Genomic DNA, 15,811 nt, shown 5'->3' on the forward strand with positions numbered 1-15,811 from the left:
TGTCAGTACTTACCGATTCAGTTTGTCTTTCAAATATTGCCCCGTATAACTTTCAGCTACCTTAGCGACTTCTTCAGGGGTACCTTTAGCAAGGATGGTCCCACCACCAGCGCCACCTTCTGGTCCAAGGTCAATGATGTAATCAGCTGTTTTGATGACATCCAAATTATGCTCGATAACCACAATGGTGTTTCCTTGATCAACAAGACGATCGAGTACCTGAATCAGCGTTGCAATATCCTCACTATGTAAGCCAGTCGTTGGCTCATCTAAAATGTAAAAAGCTTTCCCATTTGAACGTTTTTGTAATTCACTGGCTAATTTCATCCGTTGAGCTTCCCCACCAGACAGGGTCGTGGCAGGTTGACCAAGCGTCACATAGCCCAGTCCTACGTCAACAATAGTCTGTAATTTTCGCTCAATTTTTGGAATATGACGGAAGAATTCTAATGCTTCGGCAACACGCATATCCAATACTTCTGAAATGTTCTTGCCTTTGTAATGAACCTCCAAAGTTTCCGAATTATAACGTCTACCGTGACACACTTCACAAGGCACATAGACATCTGGCAAAAAGTGCATTTCAATCTTGATAATCCCATCGCCAGAACAGGCTTCACAACGTCCACCTTTAACATTAAATGAGAAACGTCCTTTTTTATAACCACGAATTTTGGCTTCATTTGTATTGGCAAATAAATCACGAATGTCATCAAATACACTGGTATAAGTGGCGGGGTTGGAGCGTGGAGTCCGCCCAATTGGACTTTGGTCAATATCAATCAACCGCTCAATACCTTCATAACCTGTAATTTTCTTATATTTACCTGGTTTTTCTGAGTTGTGGTTGAGTTTTTGCGCTAAAGCCTTCTTCAAGATGGTATTCACTAAGGTTGATTTTCCAGAACCGGAAACCCCCGTTACTGCAGTCATAACTCCCATTGGAAACTCAACGTCAAGATTTTGCAAGTTGTTCTCACTTGCACCTGTAATCTTGACCATTTTTTTCTTATCAATGGAGCGTCGTTTTTCAGGTACAGGAATCGCACGTTTACCTGATAAATATTGGCCTGTCAGTGATTTTTTATTTTTCATGACTTGTTTTGGCGTGCCACTAGCGATAATCTCGCCTCCCAAGTCACCCGCCCCAGGTCCCACGTCAATTAGCCAGTCTGCTGCCATCATCGTATCTTCGTCATGTTCCACTACAATCAATGTATTGCCCAAATCGCGCATTTTCTGTAAGGAAGCAATCAAGCGGTCATTATCCCTTTGATGCAAGCCAATCGAAGGTTCATCCAAAATGTAAAGCACTCCTGATAAGTTTGAACCAATCTGTGTCGCCAAACGAATCCGTTGAGATTCGCCACCTGACAAAGTCCCACTTGAACGCGACAAAGTCAGGTAGTCTAGCCCAACATTTTTGAGGAAGGTTAAGCGATCTTTGATTTCTTTCAAAATGGGCTTTGCAATGATCTCATTATTTTCGGATAGGGTTAAAGACGCGACATAATCAAGCGTATCTCCGATGGACAAAATTGAAAACTCGGCAATATTTTTATCGCCTACTTTGACCGAGAGTGCTTGATCATTCAAACGATAGCCATGACAAGTTGTACAAGGAAGTTCAGTCATATAGCTACGCGCCATTTCCCGGGAAGATTCACTCATTCCTGAACGATAACGGCGCCACAAGTTGGGAATGACTCCTACAAAGGCCATATCTTTATCCTGTAGACCAAAATCGCCTTGATGATAAAAGTGGAAAAGTTTATTGCCATTTCCATAAAGCACAATGTTTTGCGCCTTTTGAGATAATTTTTCCCAAGGTGTGTCCATGTCAATTCCAAACTGTTTCATCGCTTGTTCTAATAAGGCAGGATAATAATTTGAAGCTTTGCCATACCAATAGACAATTGCTCCTTCACGTAATGTCTTACTTGGGTCTGGAATCAATAAATCGACATCTGGTTCTAACTTGACCCCTAAACCATCACAATCTGGACATGAACCAAATGGTGCATTAAAGGAGAAAAGGCGGGGTTCGAGTTCAGGGACAGTGAACCCACAGACGGGGCAAGCATAAAACTCACTAAAGAGGAGCTCAGAACCGTCCATTTTATCCACAATCACATAACCTTCTGCTTGATGAAGTGCTGCTTCAACCGAATCAAACAAACGCGAACGAATTCCCTCTTTAACAACAATCCGGTCAATCACAATTTCAATCGTGTGATTTTTATTTTTATCTAATTCTGGTGCTTCGGAAATATCATAGACTTCTCCATCAACACGAACCCGAACATAGCCATCTTTTTGGATGCGTTCAAACATTTTGACGTGCGTTCCTTTTTTTCTGCGCACGACAGGTGCCAAAATTTGCAGGCGTGTTTTTTCTGGTAATTCGAGAATTTGTTCCACAATTTCTTCAACAGATTGTGCCGAAATTTTACCATGTCCATTGATACAATAAGGCGTTCCCACCCGAGCATACAAAAGGCGCAGATAATCATTGATTTCTGTGACCGTTCCCACCGTTGAACGTGGATTTTTTGAAGTGGTTTTTTGGTCAATGGAAATTGCGGGTGAAAGCCCATCAATCGAGTCAACATCAGGCTTGTCCATATTTCCCAAAAACTGTCTGGCATAGGCAGAGAGAGATTCTACGTAACGACGTTGCCCTTCGGCATACAACGTTTCAAAAGCAAGTGATGACTTACCTGAGCCTGATACTCCAGTAACCACGACCAATTTGTCGCGAGGAATCTCGACATCGATATTTTTTAAATTGTGCTCACGCGCACCATGAATAACTATTTTTTCTTGTGGCATCTTTTTTCCTTATTATCCTTCTACACAAGAGTAGAAGCTTTTATTTTAAAAGGGCTCAATCCAGTTTGAGCCTTTGAAGACTAGCTCTTCTTCACATCATATTACCTCTATTATATCACGAACAGGAAGGCAATTCTTAACATTGAGCACCCGAAATGGTATAATCTTACTATAAAATTTTTTCTTTTCCTTCTACGCTCAAACAGCTAAAAATTGAAAACGCAACCTCTTACTGACAGCTCTGTCAGTAATTTCAAATCTAGAAACGACTTAAAAATAAAACTTATGACGAAAGATTACTTTACCTATGTTTTACAATGTGCTGATCAAACCCTTTATTGTGGCTACACTACAGATTTAGAAAAACGAATTGCTGCCCATAATAACGGAAAAGGAGCAAAGTACACTAAAACAAGAGGGCCAGTCCAGCTCGTTACCGCCATTCACTTTGATACCAAAAGTGAAGCCATGCAGTGCGAATGGTGGTTTAAACATAAACTTCGGCGTACACAAAAACTTGAGCTCATCGCCACTCATAGTATCAAGCACCATTTCCAAAATTATCAAAAAGCCCGTCAAAAATGACGGACTTTTTTACTGACGGAGCTGTCAGCACTTTTTATGCGATAAAAGTTCCTGTTTTCCTTTTACCAGCTGCTTACTTTTTTCGAAAACTCAAAAAGCTAATGAGCCCGACTACGATAGCAAATATCGTGATGCCCCATGGATTTGATATAACCAAGTTATAACCCACAATCAGTAAAACAATCAAGGTAAGCCACGCCATCCCTTTTTTCAAAAGCGAAACTTTCGTCCTATAATAAAATACAAGCGAAGCAATTAAGAGCATCAACCATGTCATCAAAACAGTATAAGAAATCGATCCCGCCATATAACTAAACAAACGGTTACCAAAAATATACGAGAGAATCACGCCAATAAACAAGACGCCGGCACAAAAAGCAATTGCTCGAATAGGTGCCTGATGTTTTGATAACTTCCCAAGGTAGCCCCCCAAACCATGTTGAGTATTTTGTACTCGCGCATACAAAGAGCGCGACGTTGCATAAATCATAGAATTAATCACCGAAAATAAAGCGAGAACAATTACAAAATTCACAAGGACTGCTGCATAAGGAATTCCAAATTTATCAAAAATCAAAACAAAAGGACTTGCTTTGGTGGTGCTTAAAAATTTCCAAGAAAAAAGCTCCAAAAAAATAAAAATTGGAATAACGTAGAAGCTGACGATACGTAACATCAGCCCACGTATCGCTTTAGGAATCGCCTTTTTGGGATTTTCAACTTCTGAAATGGTCAATGCAATCATTTCTGATCCTCCATAAGAGTAGATGACCATGAGCATTGCTGCAAATACACCACTCATCCCATGAGGCATAAAGCCTCCGTAGGTATTCATCTGATTCAACCCATTTGCAATTCCGAGTTGTAAAATTTGAGTCATCAAAAACCAAAAACCAAGAATAATTAATAAAATAATGACAGCAATTTTCGCGATAGCTAGCCAATACTCAGTTTCCGCAAAAGCGCGCACGGAATAGAGATTAATTCCCAAAGCCAAAATAGCCACGACCAGCACAAAAATCCAGTTGGGAACCATAGGCCACCACGCATGTAGAAATTGCGCAATAGCTGCTGCCTCTGCGACCATAACCGCCATGGAGTCCGCCCAGTAGACCCAATCAGTAAAATGTCCGAGCCGTTCTCCAACAAATGGTGCGATTAAACCTGACATCCCTACCGATTTTTCTTGTTGTTGCAAGACAATTTGACCGACCCCATAAATCACTACAAATAAAATTAAGCCCGCTAAAATATAGGCCAACATAACCGATGGCCCTGCCGCAGCAATCGCTGTCCCTGATCCTGCAAATAAGCCAGCACCAATTGCTCCACCGAGTGAGAGCATGACCACATGTCGCGTCTTCATTGCTGATTTTAAGTGCTTTGTTTCTTTTTCTTCTTCCAATTTTTCCCCCTTATGTTTGTTCTAACAAACAAAACTATTATTTTTAAGATACAGTTTTTGGGTTCAAAAAAGAAAAAATGACCAAACGTCACGCGTCGGTCATTTTAGAGAATCACCGGCACAGATACTTTTTGAGTATACCCAAAAGCTGTATCTATGCCCTTTGCATACACACAACTATCCATGCCGATAATAATAATAGACTGTAATTATTGGTGTATTCATTGTGTTCTCCTTTCTGGCCAGAAACATCGAAACAACATTTCTGCAATTTATTTTTATCTATTATAGCATTTCTCTAAAAAATTGCAATTATTTTATCATGAGCCCTGCTTCTTTCGGTAAGAAAAGAAACTCACTAAACAGATAATGATGGCAAAGCCAGTTAAACCGAGTGGATTAGAAATTACTGTGAAGTAACCTACCACAAACAAAGCAATCAATGTTAAAATCGAAATTATTTTGATAAACATTGAAGCATGCCCCTCCTTAAAGTAAAAGATTAAACTTGATATCAAAAGCATAATCCATACTACCAAGAGCGTGTAAGAGATGGAGCCTGCCAAATAATTAAATAATTTAGCTCCAAAAATATAAGATAAGATAACGCCCACAAACAATAGGCCTGAGCAAAAACCAATCGCACGTAATGGAACATTTTTGTGAGAGAGAGTACTCAACCATTTTGCTGCACCACTCTTAGAGTCTTTAGTCCGTGAATAGAGCGAACGTGATGTCGCATAAATAGCAGAATTAATGACAGAAAACAAGGCCAAGATAATGATAAAGTTGATAATATTCGCGGCTCCTGGGATCCCAAACTTTTTGAAGATCAAGGCAAAAGGACTTTCTTGTGTCGTGCTCAAAAATTTCCATGAATAAAGTTCAATAAAAAGAAACATCGGGATAAAGTAAAAGGCCACGATCCGCATCATTACCCCACGAATTGCTTTAGGTATCGCCTTCTTAGGATCTTCTACCTCAGATACTGTGATGGCCACAAGCTCTGAACCGCCGTAAGAATAGATGACCATTAACATGGCGTTAAAGAAACCTTTCATTCCATGCGGAGCAAAGCCACCATAACTGTTCATTTTTCCTAAGCCTTGAGCTACACCGAGATGAAGAACTTGAACCAGTAAGAACCATATCCCCAAAACAATCAGTGCTATGATGACGGCAATTTTAGCAATAGCTAGCCAATATTCAGTCTCTGCAAAAGCGCGAACGGAATAGAGATTGATTCCCAATGTAATGAGAGCGACAATCAAGACAAAAATCCAGTCTGGAATCATCGGCCACCATACCCCTAAAAATTGTGCTATCGCAGAAGCTTCGGCCACCATCACACACATCCATGTGGACCAATACACCCAGTCCGTAAAATGAGCAAAACGTTTGCCCACATATGGCTCAATCAGCTCGGCCATTCCCACAGATTTTGTTTTTTGGTGCAGAACAATTTGTCCTACCCCATGCATAATAACAAATAAGATCAAACCAGCAATCAAATACGTAAAGATTACTGAAGGACCTGCCGATGCGATGGCCTGTCCTGAGCCGGCAAAAAGCCCTGCTCCAATCGCTCCCCCAAGTGAGAGCATTATGACGTGGCGAGTCTTAAGTGAAGACTTCAGCCCTGTTCCAGAATTTTCCATGAAATTCCCCTTTTCTTTTAAATTTGAAAGCAAAGCTTTCAAGTAGTTACTCCTTTAATTCATCACGTAAAACCCTGCTTGGAGTCGGTCGCTGTCGCTTTTATTGTATAAGCGACACGAAACAATCTCTGTAAGAGATTGAAACGCGATTAATTTTACTTTTGAATTGAACTAAAGGTCAAAAATTAAAAAAAGAAAGACCGAATAGTTAGCCTATCCGGTCTTGTTTAAGTCGCCGGCGTAGAATTTTGAGGTTACTCAAAAGTTGTATCTACGCCAAATGCATAAACACAAACTATCTGCGCCAAAAATAAAAGACTGTGAATGGTTTAGTGTTCATGAGGACTCCTTTTCGAATTTTTTATAATTATACTTCTTTCCTATCATAATTGCAAGAATTTACCAAATTTTCAACAAAAAAAGTTACTGACAGCTTGGTCAGTAACTTTTCACATTATTTTCTTCTAACATTTGGGCAATAATTTCATGCGACTTCAAAATATTATGTTGTTTCATCTTATCCAAAAGCACATCACGGTTGCTACCATCAAAAGCTGCGACTGCCTCTACCATACCTGAAATTAAATGATCAAAGCCTCGATTATAAGTGGCCGACTGCCAGCCATTGATGCCATAAGTTTGACAAGCTGTACCACTCCGCTTTTCAAGTTCGGTCAACTCTGATAGACGCAGTGTTGCTGTCGGCGCTTCCACTACAAACTCTTCACTAAAAGCGCCTGCTACAAGATTCATTGTCGCTAGTGCAGTCGTTGTCGCCGTTTCAACCATGACTGTTGCTCGGGTTAGTTTACCTTCGTCATCTAATTTGAGTGAGTGATGAATGTCTTCAATCTCGTCATCTAAAAGGTAAATCATTGTATCTAACGGATGGATAAAAATATCATACATTGTAAAACTCACATCATCACTCGCATTATTTGCCAAATTTTTACTCACTTTAATCATATTTTTGTGAGCGAGTGCTTTAAGTGGCGCAGTTTGGGGTGCAAAGCGGCGATTAAAAGCCACCACGAAAAGTACATTTTTTTCGGCTGCTAATTTCTGAAGAGCCCTTACCTCTTCTAAATTCTCAGAGACCGGTTTATCCATTAAAACAGGTACACCAGCACTAAGGTAACGTTTTGCTAATTGAAAGTGCTGAGCTGTAGCTGCATGGATAATGACTAAATCGACAGTCTCCAAAGCCGCCAAATCCTCTGTCGCATATTCAAATTTATATTGAGCTCTTATTTTTTCTGCACGCGCCCATTCTCTTGAATAAAGCACAAAACGATGCTGAGCTTGCATGCTTGCGTAGACAGGAAGGTAAGCTTTACTGGCAATGTTAGATGTTGCACCAATTACTCCGATTATCATTTTAGGGCCTCTTCATTCTAATATAACTCATTCTATTTTATCATTTTCTTAGGCAAAAAAGACAAATAAGCAAGCGTTATCAAAAAAGCTTTTCTCTAATTAGAATTTTCTTCCATCACCAGAATAGATGACCATGACCATCCCGCGCTCCAACGAAACCGTCATTTGTGAGCTGGTAAATTCATTACTAGCATAGATCGGGCTAAAATTTTCCTCCGGCTTTAAGGGATATTTAGCCCCTTCAATGGCTAATGTGTCCTCACTTCCCATCTGTACAAAGCCAATATACTTATAACGCTCGATTTTAGGAAGTTGATGTTTCCCCGGCAAAAGATAACGGACCAAGTTCTGTTGATCAAATAATGTAATATGGGGAGCAAGACTTTGATATTTAGGACGTTGCACCAAAAAAACATTCGTTAATAAATGATCCAACCGCCCCCCTAGCGCTCCCATAATCGTCAACTCGGCCTTACTAAAATGCTCTAAAACATAATCTAACGCTACTTCTAAATCTGTTTCATCTTTTTCAGCGGGTAATTTGATAAGTGCTTTTGTATCTTGCACAATGCGCTCATATTCCTTTTGATCAACCGAATCAAAATCACCCACAGCAAGATCAACTGGAATACCTTGTTTTATCAAAAAAAGGCTGCCGCGATCGACACCGATATATTTGTCATAAGTTCCTTCGATAACACAATCGGGTAAGCCTGCTACGATTAGTACTTTCATTACTGCCCTTATTTCCTCTACTCTATTTCGTCTTAAGACTCAACTTCACCTCTAAGTGAACTTCTTTAAGAATATTTTGAACCATTTTAAGATATTCTCGGTCCTGATACAGCGCTTCTTGCAAATATCCCTTCTCATAGTAGTGTTCACAAAGTTGTGTAAAGATCTGATGATACTGTTTGACTTCATGCATAGCCCCTGTCATATAGGCGTGCGCATGATCTACAAATGAAACAATCATCAGCTCATCATCGATAGTATCCTCTGCCGTTTGTATTTTATCATGGCTTTCCATGACAAACTCACTAACAAAACCTTCAATAAAGTTACACTCAAAAGTCCGATAATCGCTGGAATTATAACGTTCACGAAATCTATCAATCAATTCTTCTGCAAAGTGGGCCAGTTCTTGATCCTCATTGCCTGTTTCTTTCGATCCAATCATGCCATTTCTCCCTTTTCTCAATTATACCAAAAAGAACATCTTAAAAAGAAAAACTCCTCTTACTTAAAAGAGAAGTTATAAGCTTAAGGATGAATACGATTAATCATGCGTGGGAATGGAATAGCTTCACGGATATGTTCTGTCCCTGCCACGAAAGTAACCATACGTTCCAATCCAAGACCGAAGCCTGCATGAGGAACTGAACCGAATTTTCGTAGCTCCAAATACCACTCATAATCTTTTGGATCTAAACCAAAATCAACAATTTTTTGCAAGAGCACTTCATAGTCTGTTTCCCGCTCAGAACCACCGATAATTTCACCATAGCCTTCTGGCGCCAAAAGGTCTGCACAGAGTACACGCTCTGGATTACCTGGTACTGGGCGCATGTAGAAAGCTTTAAAGCTTGCAGGATAGTTAACAACAAAAGTTGGTACGCCATAGAAGTTAGAGAGCCATGTTTCATGAGGGCTACCAAAATCATCCCCATGTTCTACATGCTCATAGTCCGTATCTTCATCATTTTCATGCGCCTGTAATAAATCAATCGCATCATCATAAGACACGCGCATAAATGGAGTATCAACATATTTTTGTAACTTACTGATATCACGTTCCAAAGTTTCAAGGGCATAAGCAGCATTATTCAAAACACCTTGAATCATATGTTTTACATAGGCTTCTTGAATATCCAAAGATTCATCATGCGTTACAAAAGGATACTCAGCATCCATCATCCAAAACTCTGTCAAATGACGACGTGTTTTTGATTTTTCAGCACGGAAGACAGGTCCAAAGTCAAAGACACGACCAAGTGCCATTGCACCAGCTTCAAGATAGAGCTGACCTGATTGTGACAAGAAAGCAGGGTTGCCAAAATAATCCGTTTCAAAAAGTTCTGTAGTATTTTCCGCAGCATTGCCAGAAAGGATTGGGCTGTCAAATTTGATGAAACCATTCTTATCAAAGAAGTCATAGCTAGCATAAATAATCGCATTACGAATTTGCATGATAGCCATTTGGCGTTTTGAGCGCAACCAAAGATGACGGTTATCTAACAAAAACTCTACCCCATGTTCCTTCGGAGTGATTGGATAATCATGAGAATGACCAATCACTTCTAAGTCAGTCACATCAAGTTCATAACCAAACTTAGAGCGAGCGTCTTCTTTGACCACACCAGTCACATAAACAGATGTTTCTTGAGAAAGGTGTTTAATTTCATCAAACTTAGCTGTTCCTGCTTCTTCACCAAACTTTTCAATCATATTTGGTTTGAAAACCACTGCTTGGAAAAAAGCAGTTCCATCACGGAGCTGAAGAAATTGGAGTTTACCTTTACCTGATTTATCGGCAAGCCATGCACCGATTTTTACCGTTTCACCAACATGTTTTTTCACATCGATGATAGAGATTAAGTCTTTCATAAATAAGTCCTTCTATAATTTTTTTGATTTCATAATAGCTATAATAAAAAATGAAAAAATACCAAGGTACTGTCCATAAGAGGTTGGAACGCCATTTTTGACAGACCTATCACTCCTTTTTACCTTGCTCATCTTCTATTGCATGAGTAGCGAAAGTATTTTTTCTTGGGATATGCCCATATCTAACGTTTATCAGTCGTTAACTTTTCTTCCCAGATTTCTTTTAAGGTTTTCAAATCTTCCTTGAATGCTTGGGGACTTTGTAACTCATCTTTTTTGAGTTCTTCGAGTACTTCTAACTCAAAATCAGCGGTCTTGGCTGCTTTTTCAATCGCATAAGGCAAACCAAGTCCCGTTTTTTTAGCAAATTGAAAGCGATTTTTGATCCCTGCCAAATCTGGGGCAATGTCAAGATAGCGCTCGTTGGTCCTTAAATTTTTATAAGCAACCACTGCTCCAATTTTTTCTGAGTGTTTATAGTTAGCTTTAGCTTCTTTTTTATCAACCATTATTCATCCAATCTTTCAAGCGTTGCACTGCCTTTTCCAGATTTTCTAAACTAGTAGCATAGCTCAAGCGTACATTCTCGGGTGAACCAAAGCCTTCCCCCGTTACTAAAGCCACACCCGCTTCTTCTAAAATCGCTGTGGTAAAAGCAGTGACATCACTGAACCCTTTAAGTTCCATTGCTTTGGTGACTTTAGGAAAGAGGTAGAAAGCGCCATTCGGTTTAACCACTTCAAAACCTGGGACCTCTAAGAGCTGATTATAAATTTTATTGAGCCGTTCTTCAAAAGCCCTGTGCATTTGATCAAAAGCCGTATCACTATCACTACCTTGGAAAGCTTCGATAGCGGCATATTGAGCAACTGCTGTCGGATTAGAAGTGGTTTGACTAGCAATTTTAGTCATCGCAGCAATGATTTCAGGATCCCCCACAGCTACACCGATGCGCCACCCTGTCATTGCAAATGTTTTTGACACTCCATTGATGATGGTCGTGCGCTGACGAATAGCTGTGGACAAACTTGAAATAGCTGTAAATTCAGCTCCATTGTAAACGAGTCGATGATAGATATCATCTGCTAAAATCAGAAGATCATTTTCTACCGCCCACTCCCCTATTTCTTCCAGTTCTTTTTTAGTATAGATCATTCCTGTAGGATTAGAAGGTGAATTCAGCAGTAAAATCTTGGTTTTAGCTGTACGCGCTTGTTCAAGTTGCGCCACCGTGACTTTAAAATGGTTCTCTTGCTTTGCTTCTACGATTACTGGTGTCCCTTGGGCCATCTTGACTTGATCGACATAGGAGACCCAATAAGGTGCTGGGATAATCACTTCATCTCCGGGATCTATCGTTGCCATAAAGTAGGCATAGAGCGCAAATTTCGCCCCTGCTGTTACCAAAATTTGCGGTGTATCAATCGAATAACCATAAAAATTTTCCCAATACTTTTGTACTGCTGTTTTGAGAGCAGGAAGCCCTCCCACCTGTGTATAAAAGCTTGCCGAACCATTCTTGATTGCTTCTATTGCTGCCTCACCAATTTTTTTAGGTGTTGGGAAATCAGGCTGTCCAAGGGTTAAATCGATAATATCTCGCCCTTGGGCTTTCAATTTTTTGGCCCGGTTGGCCGCCGCCAAGGTGACCGACTCATCCATCTTTAATACAAAATCAGAACTCTTTTTCATAGTAACTCTTTTCCTGACTTAAAGTCATACACTTTAAAACCATCGCTATTATTCACTTCCCAAGCTGGTTGACCTTGATAGAGGGAGAGAACTACCGACTGCGTCTTTTGACTGGTCAAAGTCGTTGGTGAAACGCCATCTGCTAATCTTACTACCGTGATTTTTCCCGATTTTTTAGGAATCAGCACCCCAATCTCTTGCTTTGAGCTATCTAACCCTACGACCGAGTAGGTTGTCGTGTCAGTAGTCGCAATATCAAAAGCCGTTGCCGTTTTTAAGTCTGTTTTTTGTTGAGCAATGGCAATGGCTTGCTTACGGCCTGATTGGTAGGGCGTCAAACTTCTCCAAAAGAAAAAGGCAATCGCCAAATAAAGCGCCACTATAACTGTTAGAATCCCGATAATGATCTGCGAATGACGGGTCATTTTTCGCTTTCTCATATTTTTTCTTCTTTCAAGCTTTGCACAGCATATAAAAGCTGCGCTTTTTTCCACTTTTTATAGGCTGTGGTATTACGTATCATTATATCAAAAATTTCTTGATTTCGCTGACTGTATCAAGCAAGTTTAGCATTTTTACAGGGAGCGCTTCGGCGAGATTTCTACGCATGCGTTTAGCGTAAGATTTCCCTGCCAAACGATTATCTAAAACAATCACACTAGAATATTGATTGCGTCTACGATTGACACGACCAATAGCTTGTCTCAACTTTAAAGTAGCCATGGGAACATTGAAATCATAGAAAGGATTCTCAAATTTTTGAGCATATTTCTTCGTTAAAATGTCATCTGGTGTGGCAAAAGGGAGACGTGGAATAACGAGCAAAAGCTGATTCTGCTTATCAAAATCTACTCCTTCCCAGAAGGAGCCTAAGCCAAGAAGAATTTTACTTTCTCCCTTATCAAATTTTTTCTTGAGCTGAGCTGGTGTGCCATTGATATCTTGCGCTAAAATTTCAAACCCATCAGCAGACATTTTTTCCGCTACAAAAGTTAGAGCAATCTTTGAGGTAAAAAGTACAACCATTGGTAACTCAAGACGCGCAAGCTCAGATAAGGTCGATGCAGTGTAGTCTGCATAATCCACTACACTTAAATTTTTGATATTTGGTGCATCCGTCAAGGCGATTAATTCTTGATTGGGTACGGGATGTCCATCAATTTTGAAAAAGCGATAATCCGCGAAACCAAGTAACTCAGGAAAAGAAGGCTTATCTTTTGAAAGAGATAGTGTAGCCCCAATCATCATCAACTTGGTTGCTTGTGGAATCAGCTGAGCAAAATTATAAAAATCTCTCGTACTGGCAAAAAGCTGTCCGTTTTCTCGCCAGACGATCTGTTGTTCATCCTCTAAAAATGCTGACAGCTCTGTCAGTCCTAATTCTTGAGCATCCATTTTAATTTTAGCCAAATCAAGCTCTTTCTTATTGAGCTGGTAAACTAAACTTTCTTGCAAGCGTTTGATCAGTTGAGGATTTTCACTGACGGCTGCATCAATTTTGACCAGTTCATCAGCGATTTTTAGACTACGCTGGCCCGCACTTTCCATGATTGGAAACAATTGCTGCGCCTCATCGACCACAAGCACCCGCTCCTCAAGGAATGTCTCGGGATAATCTGCCAGACGCTCAATTAGATAAGCGTGGTTGACCACTTTTATTGAAGCAACCTGCGCTTCTTTTTGGGCTTTCAGCCAAAAATCTTGCTCATAATGAAATTGTTTAGGGTTAACATAGCCATCATGACAAATGCTTGCAAAATAATCCGCATTCGTCATGACTTTAGAGAGTTCATCAAGTTCTCCCGTACTTGTCTGGGTCAGCCAAATCAGTACCTTCATTTTGAAAATCTCAAAATTTTTCCCATCCGTGTCATTGAGTAAAAGCTTGGAAAATTTTGTGAGCGAAATATAATTCTGCGTCCCAACGATTTTGGCCATCTTCACACCAAAAACTTCTTCTAACCGCGGGGCAACATCGTGCAGAAGTTGCTTCTGCAAAACCTTTGTCGCTGTGGAAATTACAATTTTTTTACCCTGCGCCAAGAGGGGCAGCAGATAACCATAAGTTTTCCCCAGCCCCGTTGGTGCTTCCAAAAAAGATGGCTGTGGAAAAGCGAGTTCTTTTTGGATCAAGTGGGCTAATTTTTCTTGTTTGGTCCGTGGACTAAGTCCTAGCTTGTGGATATTTTCAGAAAAATCTGCTGACAGCTCTGTCAGTAGCCGGCTTTGGCTAGCGAGAGTGCCTTTTTTTCTGACCGACTCCCCTTTAGGAACACATTTTGTAGCAATATTGTGGACAATCTTTAAACCCGCTGGAGCCAGCTCCGTTTTTTCCAACTGCTCTTGTAAAAATAATTTGGTTTCAAAAAGTAAGTTATCCGCATGCCGCAATAATTCTTCAAGTACAACACGTGGAAGCGCACGGATTTCTTCTTGAATCTTTAATAAAAGCTCAGCTGTTGCGTAAGCATCAGATAGGGCCGCGTGAGGATGTTCATGAGAGAGATGTAAATGCTCACTCAGCGCTTCTAAGCCATATTTATCAAAAGTTGGAAAAAAGACCCGCGCTAAATCGACTGTATCCACCCGAGGCATCTCGTTAAACTCCAAGCCTGCCATAAAAAAACTTTTTTCTAAAAGCCCATAGTCAAAACGGGCATTGTGCGCAACAAAAACACAGTCCGTTAAAATCTCCCGGACTTCGCCCGCAATCTCAGAAAAATCAGGAGCAACACTTAGGCGCTTATCTGACAGCCCCGTCAGCTCACTGATTCTTGGTAGTAAGGTTTCATGAGGGTTCACATCAGTAGAAAAAGTCCCCACAATCCGGCCTTCTTCCACCAAGGCAATCCCTATCTGAATAATTTTATTTTCACTACTATGAGCATCGGTCGCTTCCAGATCCACCACAGCATATCGAGTCATATTTTCTCACCTATTTCTTACAGTTTTCTAAAGTCCTCATGATTCGCATGTCAAAGTGCTGTAAGCTAAAGCTTTAAGCTGGCACACCTTGTCATTTTTTTACTGACAGATTCGTCAGTAAAATTTTATTCGTAACCTTCAGAAATTCACTCTAACAATTATACCATATTCCACCAAAGCAGCAGTTTTCTTTTTACAAATGAACAAAATAAGAGTAAAATTAAAATATAAACAAATGAATTGATGGAGGAGTCGCCTATGTTAGACAACTATAAAAAAATCCTTGTTGGTCTTGATGGTTCCGTAGAAGCTACTAAAGCCTTCGATAAAGCTGTTGCTACTGCTATTCGTAACGATGCTGAACTGGTCATTGCCAATATTATTGACCTCCGTGCCTTCCAATCGATCTCAGCTTATGACTCTGTTGTAGCTGATGACACGCATAAAGGTGCTGAAAATCTCATCCGCGACTTTGCAGAAGAAGCAAAAAAAGCGGGTGTGAAAAACGTTAAAACACGTGTGGAATTTGGTTCACCAAAAATCATGCTTGGTCAAACCCTACCAAAAGAAGAAAACATTAACCTTATTGTTCTTGGAGCAACTGGTCTTTCTTACATTGAAAGAATCTTCATTGGATCCGTTGCCGATTACATCATTAAGAATGCACCGTGCGACGTCCTCGTAGTTCGCGACTAAAACGAAAAAAAGGAGCCTTAAACCGCTCCTTTTT

General features: G+C 40.2%; 13 protein-coding genes. 2 read left to right on the plus strand and 11 right to left on the minus strand.

What is annotated here, in order from left to right; all coding sequences use genetic code 11:
• Positions 1 to 9: 9 nt before the first annotated feature.
• Positions 10 to 2,832, minus strand: a complete 2,823-nt coding sequence (gene uvrA / locus JW886_RS08565; RefSeq protein ID WP_205871864.1) for an excinuclease ABC subunit UvrA — start codon at positions 2,830 to 2,832, stop codon at positions 10 to 12.
• Between the two features lie 285 nt (positions 2,833 to 3,117).
• Between uvrA and JW886_RS08570 the strand changes: the two genes are divergently transcribed.
• Entirely contained in the window at positions 3,118 to 3,417 is a 300-nt protein-coding gene (locus JW886_RS08570) for a GIY-YIG nuclease family protein (RefSeq protein WP_075525272.1), read from the plus strand.
• Between the two features lie 73 nt (positions 3,418 to 3,490).
• On the opposite strand, the gene JW886_RS08575 is transcribed toward JW886_RS08570, so the two are convergent.
• From JW886_RS08575 to JW886_RS08620, 10 genes are all read right to left on the minus strand, one after another.
• A complete protein-coding gene (locus JW886_RS08575; RefSeq protein ID WP_205872508.1) occupies positions 3,491 to 4,762 on the minus strand; it encodes an amino acid permease in 1,272 nt (423 codons plus the stop codon).
• Between the two features lie 380 nt (positions 4,763 to 5,142).
• The gene (locus tag JW886_RS08580) at positions 5,143 to 6,480 is read right to left on the minus strand and encodes an amino acid permease (RefSeq protein WP_205871865.1); all 1,338 of its coding nucleotides are present in this window, start codon (positions 6,478 to 6,480) and stop codon (positions 5,143 to 5,145) included.
• Positions 6,481 to 6,918: 438 nt separating this feature from the next.
• Complete coding sequence (locus JW886_RS08585; RefSeq protein WP_205871866.1) at positions 6,919 to 7,857, minus strand: Gfo/Idh/MocA family protein; 939 nt, start codon at positions 7,855 to 7,857, stop codon at positions 6,919 to 6,921.
• 99 nt (positions 7,858 to 7,956) lie between these two features.
• Positions 7,957 to 8,592: a thiamine diphosphokinase gene (locus JW886_RS08590; protein ID WP_075525275.1), complete on the minus strand. Its 636-nt coding sequence runs from the start codon at positions 8,590 to 8,592 to the stop codon at positions 7,957 to 7,959.
• A 22-nt stretch (positions 8,593 to 8,614) separates the two neighbouring features.
• Positions 8,615 to 9,037 carry a hypothetical protein gene (locus tag JW886_RS08595; RefSeq protein WP_205871867.1) on the minus strand — a complete coding sequence of 141 codons (423 nt, stop codon included), beginning with the start codon at positions 9,035 to 9,037 and terminating at the stop codon, positions 8,615 to 8,617.
• 83 nt (positions 9,038 to 9,120) lie between these two features.
• A complete protein-coding gene (asnS, locus tag JW886_RS08600) occupies positions 9,121 to 10,464 on the minus strand; it encodes an asparagine--tRNA ligase (protein ID WP_205871868.1) in 1,344 nt (447 codons plus the stop codon).
• Positions 10,465 to 10,646: 182 nt separating this feature from the next.
• Positions 10,647 to 10,973: a GIY-YIG nuclease family protein gene (locus tag JW886_RS08605; RefSeq protein WP_075525278.1), complete on the minus strand. Its 327-nt coding sequence runs from the start codon at positions 10,971 to 10,973 to the stop codon at positions 10,647 to 10,649.
• A complete protein-coding gene (locus JW886_RS08610; RefSeq protein WP_205871869.1) occupies positions 10,966 to 12,156 on the minus strand; it encodes a pyridoxal phosphate-dependent aminotransferase in 1,191 nt (396 codons plus the stop codon). Before JW886_RS08610 ends, JW886_RS08605 begins: the two co-directional genes overlap by 8 nt.
• Complete coding sequence (locus JW886_RS08615; RefSeq protein WP_205871870.1) at positions 12,153 to 12,596, minus strand: cell wall elongation regulator TseB-like domain-containing protein; 444 nt, start codon at positions 12,594 to 12,596, stop codon at positions 12,153 to 12,155. The genes JW886_RS08610 and JW886_RS08615 overlap by 4 nt, the downstream gene beginning before the upstream one ends.
• Before the next feature lie 82 nt (positions 12,597 to 12,678).
• The gene (locus JW886_RS08620) at positions 12,679 to 15,081 is read right to left on the minus strand and encodes a helicase C-terminal domain-containing protein (protein ID WP_205871871.1); all 2,403 of its coding nucleotides are present in this window, start codon (positions 15,079 to 15,081) and stop codon (positions 12,679 to 12,681) included.
• A 258-nt stretch (positions 15,082 to 15,339) separates the two neighbouring features.
• Between JW886_RS08620 and JW886_RS08625 the strand changes: the two genes are divergently transcribed.
• Positions 15,340 to 15,777, plus strand: coding sequence for a universal stress protein (locus JW886_RS08625; RefSeq protein WP_075525282.1), 438 nt, complete (start codon positions 15,340 to 15,342; stop codon positions 15,775 to 15,777).
• Positions 15,778 to 15,811 lie beyond the last annotated feature (34 nt).

This window comes from Lactococcus taiwanensis, assembly GCF_017068355.1.
GTDB lineage: Bacteria > Bacillota > Bacilli > Lactobacillales > Streptococcaceae > Lactococcus > Lactococcus taiwanensis.

Bases quoted from the DNA above. Each gene is read 5' to 3' on its own strand.
- JW886_RS08605 (WP_075525278.1), bottom strand. From the start codon at position 10,973: ATGGTTGATAAAAAAGAAGCTAAAGCTAACTATAAACACTCAGAAAAA.
- JW886_RS08570 (WP_075525272.1), top strand. From the start codon at position 3,118: ATGACGAAAGATTACTTTACCTATGTTTTACAATGTGCTGATCAAACC.
- JW886_RS08590 (WP_075525275.1), bottom strand. From the start codon at position 8,592: ATGAAAGTACTAATCGTAGCAGGCTTACCCGATTGTGTTATCGAAGGA.
- uvrA (WP_205871864.1), bottom strand. From the start codon at position 2,832: ATGCCACAAGAAAAAATAGTTATTCATGGTGCGCGTGAGCACAATTTA.
- asnS (WP_205871868.1), bottom strand. From the start codon at position 10,464: ATGAAAGACTTAATCTCTATCATCGATGTGAAAAAACATGTTGGTGAA.
- JW886_RS08595 (WP_205871867.1), bottom strand. From the start codon at position 9,037: ATGATTGGATCGAAAGAAACAGGCAATGAGGATCAAGAACTGGCCCAC.
- JW886_RS08585 (WP_205871866.1), bottom strand. From the start codon at position 7,857: ATGATAATCGGAGTAATTGGTGCAACATCTAACATTGCCAGTAAAGCT.
- JW886_RS08620 (WP_205871871.1), bottom strand. From the start codon at position 15,081: ATGACTCGATATGCTGTGGTGGATCTGGAAGCGACCGATGCTCATAGT.
- JW886_RS08615 (WP_205871870.1), bottom strand. From the start codon at position 12,596: ATGAGAAAGCGAAAAATGACCCGTCATTCGCAGATCATTATCGGGATT.
- JW886_RS08610 (WP_205871869.1), bottom strand. From the start codon at position 12,156: ATGAAAAAGAGTTCTGATTTTGTATTAAAGATGGATGAGTCGGTCACC.
- JW886_RS08575 (WP_205872508.1), bottom strand. From the start codon at position 4,762: ATGCTCTCACTCGGTGGAGCAATTGGTGCTGGCTTATTTGCAGGATCA.
- JW886_RS08580 (WP_205871865.1), bottom strand. From the start codon at position 6,480: ATGGAAAATTCTGGAACAGGGCTGAAGTCTTCACTTAAGACTCGCCAC.
- JW886_RS08625 (WP_075525282.1), top strand. From the start codon at position 15,340: ATGTTAGACAACTATAAAAAAATCCTTGTTGGTCTTGATGGTTCCGTA.